20 protein-coding genes are annotated in these 20497 nt (G+C 70.6%); 17 read left to right on the forward strand and 3 right to left on the reverse strand.

The annotated features are described in order from the left end of the window. The first annotated feature begins 1 nt into the window (after position 1). From FZ046_RS18425 to FZ046_RS18435, 3 genes are read left to right on the forward strand one after another with little or no spacing between them, the layout of a single operon-like run. Positions 2-1258: a cysteine desulfurase gene (locus tag FZ046_RS18425; RefSeq protein WP_070354969.1), complete on the forward strand. Its 1257-nt coding sequence runs from the start codon at positions 2-4 to the stop codon at positions 1256-1258. Beyond that, on the forward strand, positions 1255-1740 hold the full coding sequence (gene sufU, locus FZ046_RS18430) for a Fe-S cluster assembly sulfur transfer protein SufU (RefSeq protein WP_070354970.1): 486 nt from the start codon (positions 1255-1257) through the stop codon (positions 1738-1740). The genes FZ046_RS18425 and sufU overlap by 4 nt, the downstream gene beginning before the upstream one ends. Continuing rightward, a complete protein-coding gene (locus FZ046_RS18435; RefSeq protein WP_070354971.1) occupies positions 1737-2084 on the forward strand; it encodes a metal-sulfur cluster assembly factor in 348 nt (115 codons plus the stop codon). The genes sufU and FZ046_RS18435 overlap by 4 nt, the downstream gene beginning before the upstream one ends. Before the next feature lie 3 nt (positions 2085-2087). On the opposite strand, the gene FZ046_RS18440 is transcribed toward FZ046_RS18435, so the two are convergent. Beyond that, positions 2088-3404, reverse strand: coding sequence for a glycoside hydrolase family 27 protein (locus tag FZ046_RS18440; protein ID WP_070354972.1), 1317 nt, complete (start codon positions 3402-3404; stop codon positions 2088-2090). Positions 3405-3508: 104 nt separating this feature from the next. Here FZ046_RS18440 and FZ046_RS18445 point away from each other — a divergent pair, with 104 nt between their 5' ends. The 5 genes from FZ046_RS18445 (at position 3509) to FZ046_RS18465 (ending at position 7923) form a co-directional block, all read left to right on the forward strand. Continuing rightward, a complete protein-coding gene (locus tag FZ046_RS18445) occupies positions 3509-4603 on the forward strand; it encodes an NADH:flavin oxidoreductase (RefSeq protein ID WP_070354980.1) in 1095 nt (364 codons plus the stop codon). Between the two features lie 76 nt (positions 4604-4679). After that, on the forward strand, positions 4680-5054 hold the full coding sequence (gene trxA / locus FZ046_RS18450) for a thioredoxin (protein ID WP_070354973.1): 375 nt from the start codon (positions 4680-4682) through the stop codon (positions 5052-5054). Between the two features lie 34 nt (positions 5055-5088). Continuing rightward, complete coding sequence (locus FZ046_RS18455; RefSeq protein WP_070354974.1) at positions 5089-5919, forward strand: enoyl-CoA hydratase; 831 nt, start codon at positions 5089-5091, stop codon at positions 5917-5919. A 65-nt stretch (positions 5920-5984) separates the two neighbouring features. After that, entirely contained in the window at positions 5985-7613 is a 1629-nt protein-coding gene (locus tag FZ046_RS18460) for an ABC-F family ATP-binding cassette domain-containing protein (protein WP_070354975.1), read from the forward strand. Positions 7614-7734: 121 nt separating this feature from the next. Continuing rightward, positions 7735-7923: a helix-turn-helix domain-containing protein gene (locus FZ046_RS18465; protein ID WP_070354981.1), complete on the forward strand. Its 189-nt coding sequence runs from the start codon at positions 7735-7737 to the stop codon at positions 7921-7923. Between the two features lie 45 nt (positions 7924-7968). Here the strand turns inward: FZ046_RS18465 and FZ046_RS18470 are convergent, their stop codons facing one another. Continuing rightward, complete coding sequence (locus FZ046_RS18470; RefSeq protein WP_070354976.1) at positions 7969-8532, reverse strand: TetR/AcrR family transcriptional regulator; 564 nt, start codon at positions 8530-8532, stop codon at positions 7969-7971. Positions 8533-8563: 31 nt separating this feature from the next. Further along, complete coding sequence (locus FZ046_RS18475; protein WP_070354977.1) at positions 8564-11398, reverse strand: aconitate hydratase; 2835 nt, start codon at positions 11396-11398, stop codon at positions 8564-8566. A gap of 162 nt (positions 11399-11560) precedes the next feature. Here FZ046_RS18475 and FZ046_RS18480 point away from each other — a divergent pair, with 162 nt between their 5' ends. The 9 genes from FZ046_RS18480 to FZ046_RS18520 all read left to right on the forward strand — a co-directional run bounded on the left by FZ046_RS18480 (position 11561) and on the right by FZ046_RS18520 (position 20497). After that, complete coding sequence (locus FZ046_RS18480) at positions 11561-12127, forward strand: Rv1476 family membrane protein (RefSeq protein WP_246182813.1); 567 nt, start codon at positions 11561-11563, stop codon at positions 12125-12127. A gap of 218 nt (positions 12128-12345) precedes the next feature. Beyond that, positions 12346-13779, forward strand: coding sequence for an NlpC/P60 family peptidoglycan endopeptidase RipA (gene ripA, locus FZ046_RS18485; RefSeq protein ID WP_149484289.1), 1434 nt, complete (start codon positions 12346-12348; stop codon positions 13777-13779). Between the two features lie 48 nt (positions 13780-13827). Continuing rightward, positions 13828-14505 (forward strand): NlpC/P60 family peptidoglycan endopeptidase RipB, encoded by a 678-nt coding sequence (ripB, locus tag FZ046_RS18490; RefSeq protein ID WP_070354680.1) that lies wholly within the window; start codon positions 13828-13830, stop codon positions 14503-14505. A gap of 173 nt (positions 14506-14678) precedes the next feature. Then, the gene (gene moxR1, locus FZ046_RS18495; protein WP_070354675.1) at positions 14679-15812 is read left to right on the forward strand and encodes a chaperone MoxR1; all 1134 of its coding nucleotides are present in this window, start codon (positions 14679-14681) and stop codon (positions 15810-15812) included. Then, positions 15809-16747 (forward strand): DUF58 domain-containing protein, encoded by a 939-nt coding sequence (locus FZ046_RS18500; protein WP_070354674.1) that lies wholly within the window; start codon positions 15809-15811, stop codon positions 16745-16747. The genes moxR1 and FZ046_RS18500 overlap by 4 nt, the downstream gene beginning before the upstream one ends. Before the next feature lie 22 nt (positions 16748-16769). Beyond that, the gene (locus FZ046_RS18505) at positions 16770-17777 is read left to right on the forward strand and encodes a VWA domain-containing protein (RefSeq protein WP_070354673.1); all 1008 of its coding nucleotides are present in this window, start codon (positions 16770-16772) and stop codon (positions 17775-17777) included. A 69-nt stretch (positions 17778-17846) separates the two neighbouring features. Further along, positions 17847-18563, forward strand: coding sequence for a 3-oxoacyl-ACP reductase FabG1 (fabG1, locus tag FZ046_RS18510; protein ID WP_070354679.1), 717 nt, complete (start codon positions 17847-17849; stop codon positions 18561-18563). A 39-nt stretch (positions 18564-18602) separates the two neighbouring features. Continuing rightward, the gene (inhA, locus tag FZ046_RS18515) at positions 18603-19412 is read left to right on the forward strand and encodes an NADH-dependent enoyl-ACP reductase InhA (protein ID WP_070354672.1); all 810 of its coding nucleotides are present in this window, start codon (positions 18603-18605) and stop codon (positions 19410-19412) included. A gap of 86 nt (positions 19413-19498) precedes the next feature. After that, the gene (locus FZ046_RS18520; protein WP_070354678.1) at positions 19499-20497 is read left to right on the forward strand and encodes a ferrochelatase; all 999 of its coding nucleotides are present in this window, start codon (positions 19499-19501) and stop codon (positions 20495-20497) included.

Here is a 20497-nt window from a genome sequence, read left to right on the forward strand (position 1 = left end):
CATGACGACGGCGAAGGCAGCGGAACTCGGCCGGACCCTGGCCGACATCCGGGCGGACTTCCCGATCCTGCACCGGGTGATGCGCGGCGGCAACCAGCTGGCGTACCTGGATTCCGGTGCGACGTCGCAGAAGCCGCTCGCGGTCCTCGACGCCGAACGCGACTTCCTGCTGACGTCCAACGGCGCCGTGCACCGCGGTGCGCATCAGCTGATGGAGGAGTCGACCGACGCCTACGAGCAGGGCCGCGAGGACATCGCTCGGTTCGTGGGTGCGGACGGTGACGAGCTGGTGTTCACCAAGAACGCCACCGAGGCCATCAACCTGGTGTCCTACGCGCTGGGGGACCGGCGGTTCGGCCGCGCGGTCGGGCCGGGTGACGTCATCGTCACCACCGAACTCGAGCACCACGCGAACCTGGTGCCGTGGCAGGAACTGGCGCAGCGCACCGGTGCCACGCTGCGCTGGTACTCGGTCACCGACGACGGCCGCATCGACCTGGACTCGCTGACGCTCGACGAGCGGGTCAAGGTGGTGGCGTTCAGCCACCACTCGAACGTCACCGGTGCGATCGCGCCGGTCGCGGACCTCGTCGCACGGGCGCGCGAGGTCGGCGCGCTGACCGTGCTGGACGCGTGCCAGTCGGTGCCGCACCAGCCCGTGGACTTCCACGCCTTGGACGTCGACGTCGCAGCCTTCTCGGGGCACAAGATGCTGGGGCCCACGGGGATCGGCGTGCTGTTCGGGCGCCGCGAGCTGCTGGCGGACCTACCGCCGTTCCTGACCGGCGGATCGATGATCGAGACCGTCACCATGGAGGCCACCACCTACGCGCCGGCGCCGCAGCGCTTCGAAGCGGGCACGCCGATGACGTCGCAGGTGATCGGACTGGCCGCCGCCGCACGGTATCTGGAGGATCTCGGCATGCCGGCCGTGCAGGCCGACGAGCACGAGCTGGTGGCCGCCGCGCTGGACGGTCTCACCGGCATCGCGGGCGTCCGCATCATCGGGCCGCAGTCGCTGGAGGGCCGCGGGTCGCCGGTGTCGTTCGTCGTCGACGGCGTGCACGCCCACGACGTGGGGCAGGTCCTCGACGACGAGGGCGTCGCGGTGCGGGTGGGCCACCACTGCGCGTGGCCGCTGCACCGCCGGTTCGGCGTCGCCGCCACCGCGCGGGCGTCCTTCGCGGTGTACAACACCCTCGACGAGGTCGACCGGTTGGTCGCGGGGGTCCGGCGGGCCATCGAGTTCTTCTCGTGAGGCTCGAGCAGATGTACCAGGAAGTGATCCTGGACCACTACAAGCACCCGCACCACCGCGGCCTGCGCGAACCGTTCGGGGCCGAGGTCCAGCACGTCAACCCGACGTGCGGTGACGAGGTGACGCTGCGGGTCGCCCTGTCGGCCGACGGCGAGCAGGTGCTCGACGTCTCCTACGACGGGCAGGGCTGTTCGATCAGCCAGGCGTCGACCTCGGTGCTGACCGACCAGGTCATCGGCCAGACCGTCGGGGATGCGCTGAAGACGGTCGCGGCGTTCACCGAGATGGTGTCGTCGCGGGGCACCGTGGCCGGCGACGAGGACGTCATCGGCGACGGCGTCGCGTTCGCGGGCGTCGCCAAGTACCCGGCACGCGTGAAGTGCGCACTGCTGGGCTGGACGGCGTTCAAGGCGGCCGTGGCCGAGGCCACGCTGCTGGGCGACGCGTCGGCAGAGGACATTCGAGGAGTGGAGAAGTCATGAGCGATACCGCAGCGCCCAGCGAGGAGTTCCTCGCCGACGTGGAGGAGGCCATGCGCGACGTGGTCGACCCCGAACTCGGCATCAACGTCGTCGACCTCGGGCTGGTCTACGGCCTCGACGTCGAGCAGGGCGACGCCGGGAAGGTGGCGCTCATCGACATGACGCTGACCTCGGCGGCGTGCCCGCTGACCGACGTCATCGAGGACCAGTCGCGGTCCACGCTGGTCGGCGCCGGCCTGGTCGACGAGATCAAGATCAACTGGGTGTGGAACCCGCCGTGGGGGCCGGACAAGATCACCGAGGACGGCCGCGAGCAGCTGCGCGCGCTCGGCTTCACGGTCTGACGGTCACGGCGGGCAGGACGACACCCGCAGCATGACGACGCCGTGCGGCGGCACGTCGAACGGCCCGATCGCGCCACCGGCACCCTCGCCACCCGGATCGACCACGTCGCGATGCGCCCACAGGTCGCGCACCCGGTAGCACCCGGCCGCGGCCAGTCCGACGGCGGCGGTCGTGGTGGCGAGGCGCGCGGGGGCGTCGCCCGCGTCGACCAGTGCCACCGCCACGGCGCCGTCGGCCAGGGGCTTCACCCACACCGGCGCGTCGGTGGCCAGCGGGTGCCCCTGGATGCCGAGCGGGTCCTGGTCGACGGCGATCACCTCGCGATTGGTCAGCAGGTCGCGCGTCGCGGCGCTCATCGTGCGGATGTCGTTGCCCGCCAACAGGGGAGCGGCCAGCATCGCCCACAGTGACAGATGGGCCCGCTGCTCGCCGTCGGTCAGGTCCGGCTGCGGCGGTCCCAGCGCCATCGTGGGATGCGCGCGGACGAACCCCTCCCAGCTCAGGCCGACGACGAGCATGTCCGGATCGTGCACGTGCGCGGGCCCCGAGCCGTCGGCCAGCGGGATCGACGCGCCCGCGGCTTCGAGCACACCGGCCAGCCCGCGCCCCCAGAGTTCCTCGTCGCCCCACGTCGGGACGAGGTCGACGGTGTTGCGGCTCGCGTCGGCGATGCCCGACCAGTCGTCGTGCAGACCCGCACCCGGGTCGCCCGCACCGTTGGGGTTGATGGCGTAGAAGATGCGCCGGCCCGTCGCCCGCAGCGCGTCCCGCATTGCGGTGAAGCGCTCGACCTGCGCACCGTGGTCGGCCGATGCGCTGCACCAGTCGTACTTCAGGTAGTCCACCCCCCACCTCGCGAACGCGCGGGCGTCGGCCTCCTCGTGCCCGGCGCCCGCGATGCGCGGATCCTGCCCGCAGGTCTCGTCGTACGGGCTGTGATAGATGCCGAGCAGCAGACCTCGCCGGTGTGCGTAGTCCGCCACCGCGGCGATCCCGTGCGGGAAGCGGCGCGGGTCGGCGCGCAGGTCGCCCTCGGCATCCCGGGTGGGTGCGGCCCAGCCGGCGTCGAGGTCGACGTAGCGGTACCCGGCGTCGCGCATCCCCGACGACACCATCGCGTCGATCGTCTGCTCGACGGTGTCCTCGGTGAGCACGATGCCCGAGTTCCAGGAGTTCCAGCCCATCGGTGGCCGCAACGCTGCGGCCGGGAGCGTCGGCGGCGGCGCGCAGCCGGCAACGCCCGGGGCGCACGTCACGGCGACGGACGTCAGGATGGCCCACGTCTTGACGGCCCACGTCCTGGCGGCGAGGCGGCGCATCGCGCCATCGTGACAGCCGGTGCTGGGAGTTCCCCGGCAGGCGGGTTTCGGCTCGGGCCGATCGGAACGGAATCCCGCCGGGCGTGGCCGCGTTGGACCCCGACATGTCGATCGACGCGCTGTTCACCCCGCTGACCGTCGGGTCGCTGACCCTGCCGAACCGGTTCGCCATGGCGCCGATGACCCGCCAGGCCTCACCCGGCGGCGTGCCGGGCCCCGACGTCGCCGAGTACTACCGCCGGCGTGCGGCGGGCGGGGTGGGCCTCGTCATCACCGAGGGCGTGCGGCTGCCGGACCCGGCCGCCGGGTACCCGTCCTCGATCCCGACGTTGGCCGGCGACGAGGTGCTCGAGGGCTGGCGGCGGGTGGTCGACGCCGTACACGCCGAGGGCGGCACCATCGCGGCGCAGCTCTGGCACCAGGGGGCCCAGCGCGACGACGCCGACGGCGTGGCGCCGGTCAGCCCGTCGGGCATCGACGGCACCGGCGCCCCGCGCGGCCGTGCGCTGGCCACCGACGAACTCCCGGAGATCGCCGAGGCGTTCGCCGCGGCCGGGCGCACGGCACGCGACGTCGGCTTCGACGCGGTCGAACTGCACGGCGCGCACGGCTACCTGCTCGACGAGTTCCTCTGGCATCGCACCAACCGCCGCACCGACGGCTACGGCGGCGACCTGGCGGCCCGCACGCGCTTCCCGGCCGAGGTGGTGGCCGCGGTCCGTGCCGCCGTCGGACCCGACTACCCGATCGTGTTCCGCTTCTCGCAGTGGAAGGGCACCGACTACGGCGCCTCGATCGCCGACGACCCCACCGCGCTGCGGGAGCTGCTGACCCCGCTCGTCGCCGCCGGCGTCGACGTCCTGCACCCGTCGACGCGGCGGTACTACGTCGCGGGCTTTCCCGACGTCGACCCCACCACCAGCCTGGCGGGCTGGACCAGGAAGGTGACGGGCGTACCGGTGATCGCCGTCGGATCGGTGGGCCTGGCGACCCAGTTCCGCAGCGAGAAGGAGGGCGAGGTGATCCGGCCGGAGCCGCTGGACCGGCTGGTCGAACGCTTCGACGCCGGGGAGTTCGACGTCGCCGCGGTCGGACGCGCGCTGCTGGCCGACCCCGCCTGGGTCGAGCGGGTGCGGGAAGGTTCGCTGGACCGCTTCACCGGGTACGACCCACGGACGGCGTTGGCCCGGCTGAGCTGAGGGAACCCCGGCTGAGCTGAGGGAACCCCGGCTGAGCTGAGGGAACAACGCATTTGACCACGACGTTAGGACAATCGTGACCACGCAAGACATCACCGCTGCCCAGTTCAATCAGACCGTCACCGACAACGAGATCGTGCTGGTCGACTTCTGGGCGGACTGGTGCGGCCCGTGCAAGGCGTTCGCGCCCACCTACGCGGCCTCGTCGGACAAGCACCCCGACGTCGTCCACGCCAAGGTCGACACCGAGGCCGAGCAGGGTCTCGCCCAGGCGGCCGAGATCCAGGCCATCCCCACGCTGATGGCCTTCAAGAAGGGCCACATGGTGTTCCGGCACAGCGGGATGCTGCCGGCCAAGGAACTGGACGCCGTCATCGAGAAGATCCGCGAGTTCGACATCGACGCCGCGATCGCCGAGCAGGACGCCGCCGAGCAGCCCGACCAGTCCTGACGGTCGCGCGCGGGCTGCGCGCTACCGTGCAGGCGTGACCGAGCAGAGCCCCGATCGCCCCCTCGTCCTCGTCGACCGCCCGCGGCCCGGCGTCGCGGTGATCACGCTGAACCGCCCGGAGCGGATGAACTCCATGGCGTTCGACGTCATGCTGCCGCTCAAGGCAGCCCTCGACGAGGTGACGGCCGACAACGAGGTGCGCGCGGTGGTCCTCACCGGGGCGGGACGCGGCTTCTCCTCCGGGGCGGACCACAAGTCGGCGGGCTCGGTGCCGCACGTCGCCGGACTGACCCGGCCGACGTTCGCCCTGCGGTCGATGGAGGTGCTCGACGAGGTGATCCTCGCCATACGCAAGCTGCACCAGCCCGTGATCGCCGCAGTCAACGGCGCCGCGATCGGCGGCGGTCTGTGCCTGGCGCTGGCGTGCGACGTCCGGGTGGCCGCGGCGGGGGCGTACTTCCGGGCCGCGGGCATCAACAACGGGCTGACCGCCAGCGAACTCGGGCTGTCCTACCTGCTGCCACGGGCGATCGGCACGTCGCGGGCATTCGAGATCATGCTCACCGGCCGTGACGTGGACGCCGCGGAGGCCGAGCGGATCGGTCTGGTATCGCACACCGTCGCCGACGACGACCTGCTCGAGACCTGCTACGCCATGGCCGAGCGGATCGGGACGTTCTCCCGGCCGGGAATCGAGTTGACCAAGCGCACACTCTGGAGTGGACTGGACGCAGGTAGCCTGGAAGGTCACATGCAGGCAGAAGGCCTGGGGCAGCTGTTCGTGCGCCTGTTGACCGCCAACTTCGAGGAAGCGGTGGCGGCGCGCGCGGAGAAGCGGCCCGCGGTCTTCACCGACGAGAAGTAACGACGCAGCCCGCCGGACCACCGCCGGTCCCCGGCCGGAGCGCGACCGCTGAAGAGGAGAACCCGGTGATCACCGCAACGGACCTGGAGGTCCGCGCCGGCGCGCGCACGCTGCTGTCCATCGAGGGCGCGGCGCTGCGGGTGCAGCCCGGTGACCGCATCGGCCTGGTGGGGCGCAACGGCGCCGGCAAGACCACCACCATGCGCATCCTCGCCGGCGAGGGCGAGCCGTACGCCGGCAGCGTCACCAGCAGCGGGCCCGTCGGCTATCTGCCGCAGGACCCGAAGGAGGGCGACCTCGACGTGTTGGCCCGCGATCGGGTGCTCTCGGCGCGCGGCCTGGACACGCTGCTGTCCGACCTGGAGAAGCAGCAGGTCCTCATGGCCGAGGTCGTCGACGACGCGGCCCGCGACAAGGCCATCCGGCGTTACGGGCAGCTCGAGGAGCAGTTCGCCTCGCTCGGCGGGTACGCCGCCGAGAGCGAGGCCGGCCGCATCTGCGCGAGCCTGGGCCTGCCCGACCGCGTCCTGACCCAGCCGCTGCGCACGCTGTCCGGCGGTCAGCGACGCCGCGTCGAACTCGCTCGGATCCTGTTCGCGGCCTCGGACGCCGGGTCGGGATCGGCGACGACGCTGCTGCTCGACGAACCCACCAACCACCTCGACGCCGATTCGATCGGGTGGCTGCGCAGCTTCCTGCAGAACCACACCGGCGGCCTCGTCGTGATCAGCCACGACGTCGATCTGCTCGCCGAGGTGGTGAACCGCGTGTGGTTCCTCGACGCGGTGCGCGGCGAGGCCGACGTCTACAACATGGGCTGGAAGAAGTACCTCGACGCGCGCGCGACCGACGAGCAGCGTCGGCGCCGCGAGCGCGCGAACGCCGAGAAGAAGGCTTCGGCCCTGCGCGCCCAGGCCGCCAAGATGGGCGCCAAGGCCACCAAAGCCGTTGCCGCGCAGAACATGTTGCGCCGCGCCGAGCGGATGCTCGCCGAACTGGACGCCGAGCGCGTCGCCGACAAGGTGGCCCGGATCAAGTTCCCGACGCCGGCGCCGTGCGGCAAGACCCCGCTGGTGGTCAAGGGCCTGACGAAGACCTACGGGTCGCTGGAGATCTTCACCGGCGTCGACCTGGCCATCGACCGCGGCTCGCGCGTCGTCGTGCTGGGCCTCAACGGCGCCGGCAAGACGACGCTGCTGCGCCTGCTGGCCGGCGTGGAGACCCCCGACGCCGGGAACATGGACGCCGGGCACGGGCTGAAGATCGGGTACTTCGCCCAGGAGCACGACACGCTCGACGACATGGCGTCGGTGTGGGAGAACATCCGCCACGCCGCACCGGACACCGGTGAACAGGACCTGCGGGGACTGCTGGGTGCGTTCATGTTCACCGGTGCGCAGCTCGAGCAGCCCGCGGGCACGCTGTCGGGCGGTGAGAAGACCCGACTCGCGCTGGCCGGTCTGGTGGCGTCGACGGCCAACGTGCTGCTGCTCGACGAACCGACCAACAACCTCGACCCGGCGTCGCGCGAGCAGGTGCTGGAGGCGTTGCGGAGCTACGACGGCGCGGTGGTGCTGGTGACCCACGATCCCGGCGCCGCCGAGGCGCTCGAACCGCAGCGGGTGGTGCTGCTGCCGGACGGGACCGAGGACTTCTGGTCCGACGAGTACCGGGAACTCATCGAATTGGCTTGACGCCACCGGTCATTGGCACGACCTGCGGTGATGCCATTTCGGCGGCTTTGCGGTTGAACCCCTGGGCATCCGGGTATCTCAACCCGCGATGAGTGCCGGAGAGGACCGCCGGGAGGAACCGATGGGTAACGGAAGCCAGTCACGCGACCAGCTGCTCGACGAACTTCGTACTGCGTACGAGAAGGGCGCCAGCATCCGATCGCTGGTGGCGAGCACGGGCAGGTCGTACGGCTCGATCCACGCCATGCTGCGCGAATCCGGGACCACCATGCGCAGTCGTGGGGGACCCAACCACCGCAGCCGGCGCTAGCGCCAACCTCGGCCGGCGTCCGAACGGGCCGGGCGCCGGTACCGATCACTGCTGGCGTACCGACGCCTCGACCAGATCGAGGACGGCGCCGAGCCGTTCGGTGTCGTCGCCGGACGCCAACCGCGCGACGAGTCCGTCGAGCACCAGGTCGAGATAGGTCTGCAGCACGTCGCCGGGGACGTCGTCACGCAGCCGGCCGGCCTGTTTCTGCCGCCGCAGCCGGTCCGCGGTCGCCGCCGACAGCTCTGCGGAGCGCTCCGCCCAGCCGCGGTGGAACACCGGATCGTTGCGCAGCTTGCGGGCGATCTCCAGTCGCGTGGCCAGCCAGTCGAACTGCTCCGGCGCGGCGAGCATGTCGCGCATCACCTGCACCAGACCCTCGCGGGCGGCGACGTCCGCCATGCGCTCGGCGTCCTCGTGCGCCAACTCGAAGAACAAGGTGTCCTTGTCCTTGAAGTGGTGGAAGATGGCGCCGCGCGACAGCCCGATCGTCTGTTCGAGCCGCCGCACGGTCGCCCGGTCGTAGCCGTAGGTAGCGAAGCACTTCCTCGCCCCGTCGAGTATCTGGCGACGGCGCGCCGCGAGATGGTCCTCGGTCACCCGGGGCAAGGAAGTGCCTCGTCCTCGTCCGTCGTCCGGTCTACTTCGACTTCAGCATGTTGCGCAGCACGTACTGCAGGATGCCGCCGTTGCGGTAGTAGTCCGCCTCACCGGGGGTGTCGATGCGCACGACCGCGTCGAACTCCACCGTCGAGCCGTCGCCCTTCGTGGCCGTGACGTGCACGGTCTTCGGGGTCTTGCCCTCGTTGAGTTCGGTGATGCCGGCGATGTCGAACACCTCGGTGCCGTCCAGCTTCAGCGACGCGGCCGACTCACCGGCCGGGAACTGCAGCGGGATGACGCCCATGCCGATCAGGTTCGACCGGTGGATGCGCTCGAAGGACTCGGTGATCACCGCACGGACGCCGAGGAGGCTGGTGCCCTTGGCCGCCCAGTCGCGCGACGATCCCGAGCCGTACTCCTTGCCGCCCAGCACGACCAGCGGGGTGCCCTGCTCGGCGTAGTTCTGCGCCGCGTCGTAGATGAACGCCTGCGGCGCGTCGTCCTGGGTGAAGTCGCGGGTGTAGCCGCCGGACACGTCGTCGAGCAGCTGGTTGCGCAGCCGGATGTTGGCGAACGTGCCGCGGATCATCACCTCGTGGTTGCCACGACGCGACCCGTAGGAGTTGTAGTCCTTGCGGTCCACGCCGTTCTCGTCGAGGTACTGCGCGGCGGGCGTACCCGGCTTGATGTTGCCGGCCGGGCTGATGTGGTCGGTGGTGACCGAGTCGCCGAGCAGTGCGAGGACGCGGGCGCCGGAGATGTCGCTCACCGGCTCCGGCTCGGCCGGCATGCCGTCGAAGTACGGGGGCTTGCGCACGTAGGTGGAGTTCGCGTCCCACTCGAAGGTCTTGCCCTCGGGCGTCGGCAGGTTCTGCCAGCGGTCGTCGCCCTTGAACACGTCGGCGTAGCTCTTGGAGAACATCTCCTGGTTGATCGCCGAGGCGATCGTGTCGGAGATCTCCTTCGGCGACGGCCAGATGTCCTTCAGGAAGACGTCGTTGCCGTCGGTGTCCTTGCCCAGCGCGTCGGCCTCGAAGTCGAAGTCCATGGTGCCGGCCAGTGCGTAGGCGATGACCAGCAGCGGCGACGCCAGGTAGTTCATCTTCACGTCGGGGGAGATGCGGCCCTCGAAGTTGCGGTTGCCCGAGAGCACGGCCGTCACCGAGAGGTCCTCGTCGTTGATGGCCTTCGAGATCTCCTCCGGCAGCGGGCCGGTGTTGCCGATGCAGGTGGTGCAGCCGTAGCCGACCAGGTAGAAGCCGAGCTTCTCCAGGTAGGGCCAGAGGCCGGCCTTCTCGTAGTAGTCGTTGACGACCTGGGAGCCGGGCGCCATGGAGGTCTTGACCCACGGCTTGGACGACAGGCCCTTGTCGACGGCGTTCTTGGCGAGCAGGGCGGCGCCGAGCATCACCGAGGGGTTCGAGGTGTTGGTGCACGACGTGATCGCCGCGACCACCACGGCGCCGTGGTCGAGGACGAAGTCGCCGAGTTCCGGCGAGCTGACCTTGACGGGCTTCGTGGGACGTCCCTCGGCGCCGTTGGCCGCGGACGGTCGGGCGTCCACCGCGCCGTCGTCGGCGAAGGACAGCGACACCGGGTCGCTGCCGGGGAAGGTCTCCTCGACGGCCTCGTCGAGCTTGGTCTCCGGAGCCGGGTGGTTGTTCTCCACGTAGTTGTGGATGTCCTTGCGGAAGGCGTTCTTCGCGTCGGACAGCTCGATGCGGTCCTGCGGGCGCTTCGGCCCCGAGATGGAGGGGACGACGTCGCCGAGGTCCAGCTCGAGGTACTCGGAGTAGGCGGGTTCGCGGCTGGCGTCGTGCCACATGCCCTGGGCCTTGGCGTAGGCCTCGACGAGCGCCAGCTGCTGCTCGTCGCGACCGGTGAGACGCAGGTAGTCGACGGTGACGTCGTCGATCGGGAAGATCGCCGCGGTGGAGCCGAACTCGGGGCTCATGTTGCCCAGGGTGGCGCGGTTGGCGAGCGGCACCTCGGCGACGCCCTCGCCGTAGAACTCGACGAACTTGCCGACCACGCCGTGCTTGCGCAGCATGTCGGTGACCGTGAGCACGACGTCGGTGGCGGTGACGCCCGGCTTGATCTCGCCGGTCAGCTTGAAGCCCACGACGCGGGGGATGAGCATCGAGACCGGCTGGCCGAGCATGGCCGCCTCGGCTTCGATGCCGCCGACGCCCCAGCCCAGGACGCCGAGGCCGTTGACCATCGTGGTGTGGCTGTCGGTGCCGACGCAGGTGTCCGGGTAGGCGACCTGGATCTCCTGGCCGGAGTCGTCCTTGCGGCCGCGCACCATCACGGTGCGGGCGAGGTACTCGATGTTGACCTGGTGCACGATGCCGGTGCCGGGCGGGACGACCTTGAAGTCGTCGAAGGCGCCCTGCCCCCAGCGCAGGAACTGGTAGCGCTCGCCGTTGCGGGAGTATTCGATGTCCACGTTGCGCTCGAACGCGTCGGCCTTGCCGAAGACGTCGACGATCACGGAGTGGTCGATGACCAGCTCGGCCGGCGCCAGCGGGTTCACCTTCTCGGTGTCGCCACCGAGGTCGCCCACCGCCTCGCGCATGGTGGCGAGGTCGACGATGCACGGCACGCCGGTGAAGTCCTGCATGATGACGCGCGCGGGGGTGAACTGGATCTCGATGCTGGGATCGGCGGACGGATCCCAGTGGGCGATCGCCTCGATGTGGTCCTTGGTGATGTTCGCGCCGTCTTCGGTGCGCAGGAGGTTCTCGGCGAGCACCTTGAGGCTGTAGGGAAGTTTCTCGGTACCGGGTACCGCGTCGAGGCGGTAGATCTCGTAGCTCTGATCGCCGACCTGCAACGTGTCGCGCGCGGAGAATGAATTAACGCTGGTCACATCAACTCCCGTGTAGTCATCGCCGCGACGGGGCTGTGTCGGCGGCGCTTCCGATTTCCTACAGTACGCTTGTCCTGTATAGCGACCAAGACCGGGTCCCAGTCTGGTCGCGATCCGCGCGTGCTGCTAGTCCGCGTCGGCACCGTCGCGTACATTCCCGGTGTGACCGGACCGCACGTCCTTCCCCTGCCGGCGTACATCCCGACCGACGTGGACATGAACGCCGTGAACGACGCCGTCGCCGCCACCGGCGTCAGCGCCCCGGCGTCCGACGTGCCGGCGCTCGAGCAGGTCGTCGCCGACGCCCGGGCCGAGGGCATCGAGCTGAAGATCGTCGTGATCCCCACCAATCCGCCCATCGACACCCCGTTGCGGGACATCGCCACGGAGGTCGGCACGCAGCATCCCGAGGCGACGGTGCTGGCGCTGAGCCCCTCCTTCGCCGGCACCTACAGCACGCAGTTCGACCGGGTCACCCTCGAAGCCGGACAGGACCTGGCGAAGGTGCCGGCTGACCCGGTGCAGTCGTCGAAGAACTTCGTCGGCGAGCTGACCACGCCGCACTTCCCGTGGACGGGATTCACCATTGCGCTCGTCCTCGCGGTGGTCGCCGCGGTGGCCGCGACGCGTGTCCTCCAGGTGCGCGCGCGGCGCGCATTCGCCCATCCGCATCCCGCGCCCGACGTCGCCGGGACCAGGGCGGAAACGGCTGCGCCGCCGCCGAACTGAGCGTCGAATTCGCTTTTCGCGAATATTCGATAACCATTCGATAACGCTCGTTTCAATTACAACTTTGTAATTCTTCGCACACGTTTCTTTGACGCTTCTCGTGACGTACGGTGCAGAAGGTGCTTGGTGTTGCGGGTGTGCTTTTTGTGACTCCTGAGGCCAAGGACTTGACGGACGCAGTCGAGCGTTCGCACTGTTCCCGAGGAGACCGGAGTCCGATGAGACGCAGCCTGAGCGCCTCCGCCCTTCGCGTATGCGGTCGTGTCGGTGCGAGTTCCCTTGCCTGCGGCGTCATGATCGCCACGGTGTTCAGCCACGGCACGGGGATCGCCGTGGCTGAACCGGCGGGCCCGGAGTCCCTCTCCGGTATGGTGGCCGCCGTCGCCGATGCCGATCAGAAACTGCAGGACCTCGGGGCGGCCATCCAGGCCGAACAGGAGGGCGTGAACCAGGCGCTCGTCGGGGTGCAGACCGCCCGCGACCAGGCCGCCACCGCGCAGCGCCAGGTCGACGAGAGCCACACCGCGCTGCAGGACGCCGACCGGCGAATCACCGAGGCGCAGAAGCGTTTCGACCAGTTCGCCGCCTCCACCTACGTCAACGGGCCGTCCTCGTCCTACCTCACTGCCGGTGACCCGGCGGACGTGCTGGGCACCGTCGCGGCCGGCCAGACACTGGCCGTGAGTTCGCAGCAGGCCGTCGACGACCTGATGCGGGCGCGGACCGAACAGGTCAACCGCGAGTCGGCCGCCCGTCTCGCCAAGCAGAAGGCCGACCAGGCCGTCGCCGACGCCCAGGCCAGCCAGGACTCCGCGGTCGCCTCGCTCACCGCGGCCCAGCAGACGTTCAAGCAGCAGCAGGTCGACCTCGACCGTCTCACCGCCGAACGGTCGCGCGCCCAGGCCGAACTCGCCGCCGCGCGGCCGCAGCCGGCACCCGCCGCCGCAGCGCCCACCGCGGCGAGGTCGGACGCCGGCGCCGGCCCGTCGTCGGGGGACTGGGACCGCGCCCCGGGCGCTCGTCCGGCACCGGCCGGCCAGAACTGGGCCGGGCCATGGGATCCCACGTTGCCGGCCATTCCGAGCGCCTTCGTCAGCGGCGACCCGGTCGCGATCATCAACGCCATCCTCGGCATCGCTCAGACGTCGTTCCAGGTGACCCAGGACCTCGGCCGCAACTTCCTGCAGAAGCTCGGAATCTTGCCCACGCCAACGGGAATCACCAACGGCGCGATCCCGCGCGTGTACGGCAGGCAGGCCACCGAATACGTCATCAAGCGTGGCATGGCCGTGATGGGCACCCCGTACTCCTGGGGCGGGGGCAACGCCGCCGGCGCCAGCCGCGGCATCGACTCCGGCGCCGGCACCGTCGGCTTCGACTGCTCCGGCCTGATGCTCTACATGTTCGCCGGCGTCGGCATCAAGCTCGACCACTACTCCGGCTCCCAGTACAACGCGGGCCGCAAGGTACCGACCTCGGAGATGCGCCGCGGCGACATGCTGTTCTGGGGCCCGAACGCCAGCCAGCACGTCGCGATGTACCTCGGCGACGGCCAGATGCTCGAGGCCCCGTACACCGGGTCCACGGTGAAGATCTCGCCGGTCCGCACCAGCGGCATGACGCCGTACGCAACCCGACTCATCGAATGGTGACCCTCAGTGCCCTCCCGTCCTCGTAGTCCGCGCCACCTCGTCCGCGCGCTGGCCACCCTGCTCGGCACCGTCGCCCTGGCGGCGGGTGTCGGCGTCGCCGGTCCCGCCGCGGCCGCCCCCGACGACGGCCAGTGGGATCCGACGCTGCCCAAGGTGATCAGCTCCGGCGCGCCGGGCGACCCGGTCGCGGCGGCCAACGCGGCGTTCGCGGTGAGCCAGCTCGCCGTGCAGACCACGCAGAACCTCGGCCAACAGTTCCTCTCCAGCATCGGACTGGGCGGCTCGCCCGCGTCGGCCATCGCGCCGGGCGCACGGGTCCGCGGCCCGCAGGCCATCGAGTACGTGATCCGCCGCGGCGCCTCGCAGATGGGGGTGCCCTACTCCTGGGGTGGCGGCGCACTGAACGGACCCAGCGCGGGCGTGGACTACGACGCCGGCAAGATCGGCTACGACTGCTCGGGCTTTACCCGGTACGCGTTCGCCGGGGTGGGCGTGCAGATCCCGAAGTACTCCGGCGACCAGTACAACACCGGCCGCAAGGTGCCGCAGTCCCAGGCCAAGCGCGGCGACCTGCTGTTCTGGGGGCCCGGCGGCAGCCAGCACGTGGCGATCTACCTCGGCGGCGGGCAGATGCTCGAGGCCTCCGGCAGCGCGGAGAAGGTGACGGTCAGCCCGCTGCGCACCGCGGGCCTGCAGCCGTACCTCGCCCGGATCATCGAGAGCTGACGCCACCCCCGCGGCGGGACGCGCCGCGAGCGGTCGACGTCGACGGATTCCGGACTGCCTGGAATAGTTGAGTCGAAGCGCCCGCCGGCTGGCGAGGCGAGGTCAGACCAGCGGTCTGCGACCGCACCGGCACCGCCGGTGCGGCCGGAACGCGAACGAGTGGAGGGTGCTTGATGACGTCACCGAGTGGACCGCCGCAGGGCGCCGGAGGCTTCCCCGGCCCCGGCCAGCCGCAGGGCTACACCGGCGGTCCGCAGCAGACGCCGCCGGCGAGCCCCGGCCTGCAGGCCGAGGTGCACACCCTCGAGCGCGCGATCTTCGAGGTCAAGCGCATCATCGTCGGCCAGGACCAGCTCCTCGAGCGGATGCTGGTCGGTCTGCTCGCCAAGGGCCACGTGCTGCTCGAGGGCGTGCCCGGCGTCGCCAAGACCCTGGCAGTGGAGACGTTCGCGAAGGTCGTCGGCGGCTCGTTCGCCCGCATCCAGTTCACTCCCGACCTGGTGCCCACCGACATCGTCGGTACCCGCATCTACCGGGTCGGCAAGGAGGACTTCGAGACCGAACTCGGCCCGGTGATGGTCAACTTCCTGCTCGCCGACGAGATCAACCGCGCGCCCGCCAAGGTGCAGTCCGCGCTGCTCGAGGTCATGGCCGAGCGCAAGGTGTCGATCGGCGGCAAGACCTTCCCGCTGCCCAGCCCCTTCCTGGTCATGGCGACGCAGAACCCCATCGAGCAGGAGGGCGTCTACCAGCTCCCCGAGGCGCAGCGCGACCGCTTCCTGTTCAAGCTCAACGTCGACTACCCGTCGCCGGAGGAGGAGCGGGAGATCATCTACCGGATGGGCGTGACCCCGCCCCAGCCGAAGCAGGTGCTCAACACCGGTGACCTGCTGCGGCTGCAGGACGTGGCCTCGGGTGTCTTCGTCCACCACGCGCTCGTCGACTACGTCGTGCGGATCGTCACCGCGACCCGCGAGCCGGAGCGCTTCGGCATGCCCGACGCGAAGGCGTGGATCGCCTACGGTGCCTCGCCGCGTGCGTCGCTCGGCATCATCGCCGCCTCGCGCGCGCTGGCGCTGATCCGCGGCCGTGACTACGTCATCCCCACCGACGTCGTCGAGATCATCCCGGACGTGCTGCGGCACCGCCTGGTGCTGACCTACGACGCGCTCGCCGACGAGGTGTCCGCGGAGACGGTGGTCAACCGCATCCTGCAGACCGTGGCGCTGCCTCAGGTGAATGCCATTCCGCAGCAAGGCCATTCGGCACCGGCGGCGCCCACCGCCGCGGCGGCTGGCGGTCGGTGACCCGGTCGGAACGCCGGACGGCGGACCTGCCGTCCCTGAAGCGCGGTCAGATCCGGGACCCGGAACTGTCCGCGGCGCTGCGCAAGCTCGAGCTGACGGTGCGCCGCAAGCTCGACGGCGTGCTGCACGGCAACTACCAGGGACTGATCCCCGGCCCGGGCTCCGAGCCGGGGGAGTCGCGGGTCTACCAACCCGGCGACGACGTCCGGCGGATGGACTGGTCGGTCACGGCGCGCACCACCACGCCGCACGTGCGGCAGATGATCGCCGACCGCGAGCTGGAGACCTGGCTGGTGGTCGACGTCTCGGCGAGCCTGGACTTCGGCACCGCGGGCTGCGAGAAGCGTGACCTGGCGGTGGCGGCGGCCGCTGCGATCGCGTTCCTCAACAGTGGCGGCGGCAACCGGCTCGGCGCGGTGATCACCAACGGCGACACCACGCGGCGCGTGCCCGCGCTGTCGGGGCGCCTGCACGAGCAGGAGCTGCTGCGGGCGATCGCCACCATGCCGAAGGCACCGGTCGGCGTCCGCGGCGACCTCGCGGTGGCCATCGACGCCCTGCGCCGTCCGGAACGGCGCCGCGGCATGGCCGTGATCATCAGCGACTTCCTCGGGCCGATCAACTGGATGAAGCCGTTGCGCGCCATCGCCGGTCGGCACGAGGTGCTCGGGGTCGAGATCATCGACCCGCGCGACGTCGAGCTGCCCGACGTGGGCGAGGTGATCCTGCAGGACACCGAATCCGGTGCGACGCGCGAGTTCACGATCGACGCACAGCTGCGCGAGGACTTCGCCAAGGCCGCCGAAGCGCACCGCGCGGAGGTGGCCCGCACGCTGCGCCGCTGTGACGCACCGCTGCTCACGCTGCGCACCGACCGGGACTGGATCGCCGACGTGGTGAGGTTCGTGGCGAACCGTCGCCTGGCGCTGCGATGAGCGTTCGAACGGCACGCCCCGCATGACCCTGCCGCTGCTCGGCCCGATGAGCCCGTCGGGCTTCGAACACCCGTGGTTCCTGCTGTTCCTCGTCGTCGTGGCGGCCGTCGTCGGCCTGTACGTCGTCATGCAGCTGTCGCGGCGCAAGCGGATGCTGCGCTTCGCCAACATGGAGCTGCTGGAGAGCATCGCGCCCACGCGGTCGGCGCGCTGGCGGCACCTGCCGGCGATCCTGCTGGTGCTGTCGATGGTGCTGTTCAGCGTCGCCATGGCGGCGCCGACGCACGACGTGCGCATCCCGCGCAACCGCGCCGTCGTGATGCTGGTGATCGACGTCTCGCAGTCGATGCGGGCCACCGACGTGGCGCCCAGCCGACTCGTCGCCGCCCAGGAAGCGGCCAAGCAGTTCGCCGACCAGCTCACCCCCGGCATCAACCTGGGACTGATCGCCTACGCCGGCACGGCCACCGTGCTGGTGGCGCCCACCACCAACCGGGAGGGCACGAAGGCGGCGATCGACAAGCTGCAGCTGGCCGACCGCACCGCCACCGGTGAGGGCATCTTCACGGCGCTGCAAGCCATCGCCACCGTGGGCGCCGTGATCGGCGGCGGCGACGAGGCGCCGCCGGCGCGCATCGTGCTGATGTCCGACGGCAAGGAGACCGTGCCGTCCAACCCGGACACTCCCAAGGGCGCGTACACCGCGGCCCGTACCGCCAAGGACCAGGGCGTGCCGGTGTCGACGGTGTCGTTCGGCACGCCGTATGGCTACGTCGAGATCAACGATCAGCGCCAACCCGTGCCGGTCGACGACGAGATGCTCAAGAAGATCGCCGAACTGTCCGGCGGCAGCGCCTACACCGCGTCGAGCCTGCAGCAGCTCAAGGACGTCTTCACCACGCTGCAGGAGCAGATCGGCTACGAAACCATCAAGGGCGACGCCAGCATCGGCTGGCTGCGTTCGGGAGCGTTGATCCTCGCGGTCGCCGCGCTCGGCGCGCTGCTGCTGAACCGCCGCCTGCCCGGGTGAGCCGATTTCGGCCCGAGCCGGGCGAGGCGATAGGTTGACCGGCATGCCTGAGCACGCGAGGAGCAAGTGATGCCGGAATTCGTACCGCGTTCGGTCCTCGTCACCGGCGGCAACCGCGGCATCGGTCTGGCGATCGCCCAGCGCCTCGCCGCCGACGGGCACAAGGTGGCCGTCACCCACCGCGGCTCCGGAGCGCCCGAGGGGCTGTTCGGGGTCGAGTGCGACGTCACCGACACCGCCGCCGTCGACCGCGCCTTCACCGAGGTCGAGGAGCACCAGGGCCCGGTCGAGGTGCTGGTGAGCAACGCCGGCATCTCCAAGGACGCCTTCCTGATGCGGATGACCGAGGAGCGCTTCACCGACGTCATCGACGCGAACCTCACCGGCGCGTTCCGGGTGGTCCAGCGGGCCTCGCGCAGCATGCAGCGCAAGCGCTTCGGCCGGATCATCTTCATCGGCTCGGTCTCGGGCATGTGGGGCATCGGCAACCAGGCCAACTACGCCGCCGCGAAGGCCGGCCTGATCGGCATGGCGCGTTCGATCAGCCGCGAGTTGGCCAAGGCCGGCGTCACCGCGAACGTCGTCGCGCCCGGCTACATCGACACCGAGATGACCCGCGCGCTCGACGAGCGCATCCAGGCCGGTGCGCTCGACTTCATCCCCGCCAAGCGGGTCGGCACCGCCGAGGAGGTGGCCGGCGCGGTCAGCTTCCTGGCGTCCGAGGACGCGAGCTACATCGCCGGCGCGGTGATCCCCGTCGACGGCGGCATGGGCATGGGTCACTGACCCGACACGACACGTCAGCAGAACACTAGGAGTCAGCACATGGCAGGCATTCTCGAGGGCAAGCGCATCCTCGTCACCGGCATCATCACCGACTCGTCGATCGCGTTCCACATCGCCAAGGTCGCCCAGGAGTCGGGCGCGGAGCTGGTGCTCACCGGCTTCGACCGGATGAAGCTCATCCAGCGCATCGCCGACCGGCTGCCCAACCCGGCGCCGCTGCTGGAACTCGACGTGCAGAACTCCGAGCACCTCGACTCGCTGGCCGGCCGGATCACCGACGTCATCGGCGAGGGCAACAAGATCGACGGCGTCGTGCACTCGATCGGCTTCATGCCGCAGACCGGCATGGGCATCAACCCGTTCTTCGACGCGCCCTACGAGGACGTCGCCAAGGGCATTCACATCTCGGCGTACTCGTACGCCTCGCTGGCCAAGGCGACGCTGCCCATCATCAACCGCGGCGGCAGCATCGTCGGCATGGACTTCGACCCCACCCGCGCGATGCCGGCCTACAACTGGATGACGGTGGCCAAGAGCGCGCTCGAGTCGGTCAACCGGTTCGTGGCGCGCGAGGCAGGCCCGCACGGCGTCCGCTCCAATCTCGTTGCGGCGGGCCCGATCCGGACGCTCGCGATGAGCGCGATCGTGGGCGGGGCGCTGGGTGCCGAGGCCGGCGACCAGATGCGGCTGCTCGAGGAGGGCTGGGACCAGCGCGCTCCGGTCGGCTGGGACATGAAGGATCCGACGCCGGTCGCCAAGACCGTGTGCGCCCTGCTCTCGGACTGGCTGCCCGCCACCACCGGCACCGTCGTGTACGCCGACGGCGGCGCGCACACCCAGCTGCTCTAGCGGTGACCGGGCAGCCGGCCGGCGACCCGGCCTTCGACGCGGTCCTGGTGTTGTCGTTCGGCGGCCCCGAGGGCCCCGAACAGGTGATGCCGTTCCTGGAGAACGTGACTCGCGGCCGCGGCATCCCGCGCGAACGGCTCGAGGGCGTCGCCGAGCACTACCTGCACTTCGGTGGCGTGTCGCCGATCAACGGCATCAACCGCGCGCTCATCGAGCAGATCGAGCACGAGCTGGCCGACCGGGACATGGCGCTGCCGGTGTACTTCGGCAACCGCAACTGGGAGCCGTTCGTCGAGGACGCGGTCGCCCGCATGCGCGACGACGGCGTCCGCCGCGCCGCGGTGTTCACCACCTCGGCCTGGGGCGGTTACTCGGGCTGCACGCAGTACCAGGAGGACATCGCCCGTGCCCGGGCCGCGGTCGGTACCGACGCGCCCGAACTGGTGAAGCTGCGGCAGTACTTCGACCACCCGCTGCTGATCGAGATGTTCGCCGAGTCGGTCGCCGAGGCCGCGGCCACGCTGCCCGAGGAGCTGCGGGCCGAGGCCCGGCTCGTCTTCACCGCGCACTCCATCCCGCTGCGCGCGGCGTCGCAGTGCGGGCCGAACCTGTACGAGCGCCAGGTCGGCTACGCGTCGGCGCTGGTCGCCGCGGCGGCCGGCTACGCCGACTACGACCAGGTGTGGCAGTCGAGGTCCGGGCCGCCGCAGGTGCCGTGGCTGGAACCCGATGTAGGCGACCATCTCTCGACGCTCGCGGCGGCGGGTACCCGTGCGGTCGTCGCGTGCCCCATCGGCTTCGTCGCCGACCACATCGAGGTGGTGTGGGACCTCGACAACGAATTGCGCGAGCAGGCCGACGCCGCGGGGATCGCGCTCGCCCGGGCGACGACGCCCAACGCGCAGCGACGGTTCGCGCGGCTCGTCGTCGACCTGATCGACGAGCTGCGCACGGGCGCCGAGCCGGTGCGCGCGCGAATCCCCGCGCCGGTCCCGGGATTCGGGTGCACCGTGAACGGGGCCGTGTGCACGCCGGACTGCGTCGTGCGTCGGCCCGAGCGACCGACGGCCGACGCCGGCCGCTGA

It is taken from the genome of Mycolicibacterium grossiae (assembly GCF_008329645.1).
In the GTDB taxonomy this organism is placed as follows: domain Bacteria; phylum Actinomycetota; class Actinomycetes; order Mycobacteriales; family Mycobacteriaceae; genus Mycobacterium; species Mycobacterium grossiae.

Excerpts from the sequence above, each read along its gene's own strand:
- inhA (WP_070354672.1), top strand. The coding sequence starts at position 18,603 with ATGGCAGGCATTCTCGAGGGCAAGCGCATCCTCGTCACCGGCATCATC.
- ripA (WP_149484289.1), top strand. The coding sequence starts at position 12,346 with ATGAGACGCAGCCTGAGCGCCTCCGCCCTTCGCGTATGCGGTCGTGTC.
- FZ046_RS18505 (WP_070354673.1), top strand. The coding sequence starts at position 16,770 with ATGACCCTGCCGCTGCTCGGCCCGATGAGCCCGTCGGGCTTCGAACAC.
- FZ046_RS18440 (WP_070354972.1), bottom strand. The coding sequence starts at position 3,404 with ATGCGCCGCCTCGCCGCCAGGACGTGGGCCGTCAAGACGTGGGCCATC.
- moxR1 (WP_070354675.1), top strand. The coding sequence starts at position 14,679 with ATGACGTCACCGAGTGGACCGCCGCAGGGCGCCGGAGGCTTCCCCGGC.
- fabG1 (WP_070354679.1), top strand. The coding sequence starts at position 17,847 with ATGCCGGAATTCGTACCGCGTTCGGTCCTCGTCACCGGCGGCAACCGC.
- FZ046_RS18425 (WP_070354969.1), top strand. The coding sequence starts at position 2 with ATGACGACGGCGAAGGCAGCGGAACTCGGCCGGACCCTGGCCGACATC.
- FZ046_RS18435 (WP_070354971.1), top strand. The coding sequence starts at position 1,737 with ATGAGCGATACCGCAGCGCCCAGCGAGGAGTTCCTCGCCGACGTGGAG.
- FZ046_RS18465 (WP_070354981.1), top strand. The coding sequence starts at position 7,735 with ATGGGTAACGGAAGCCAGTCACGCGACCAGCTGCTCGACGAACTTCGT.
- FZ046_RS18445 (WP_070354980.1), top strand. The coding sequence starts at position 3,509 with ATGTCGATCGACGCGCTGTTCACCCCGCTGACCGTCGGGTCGCTGACC.
- FZ046_RS18520 (WP_070354678.1), top strand. The coding sequence starts at position 19,499 with ATGCCGTTCCTGGAGAACGTGACTCGCGGCCGCGGCATCCCGCGCGAA.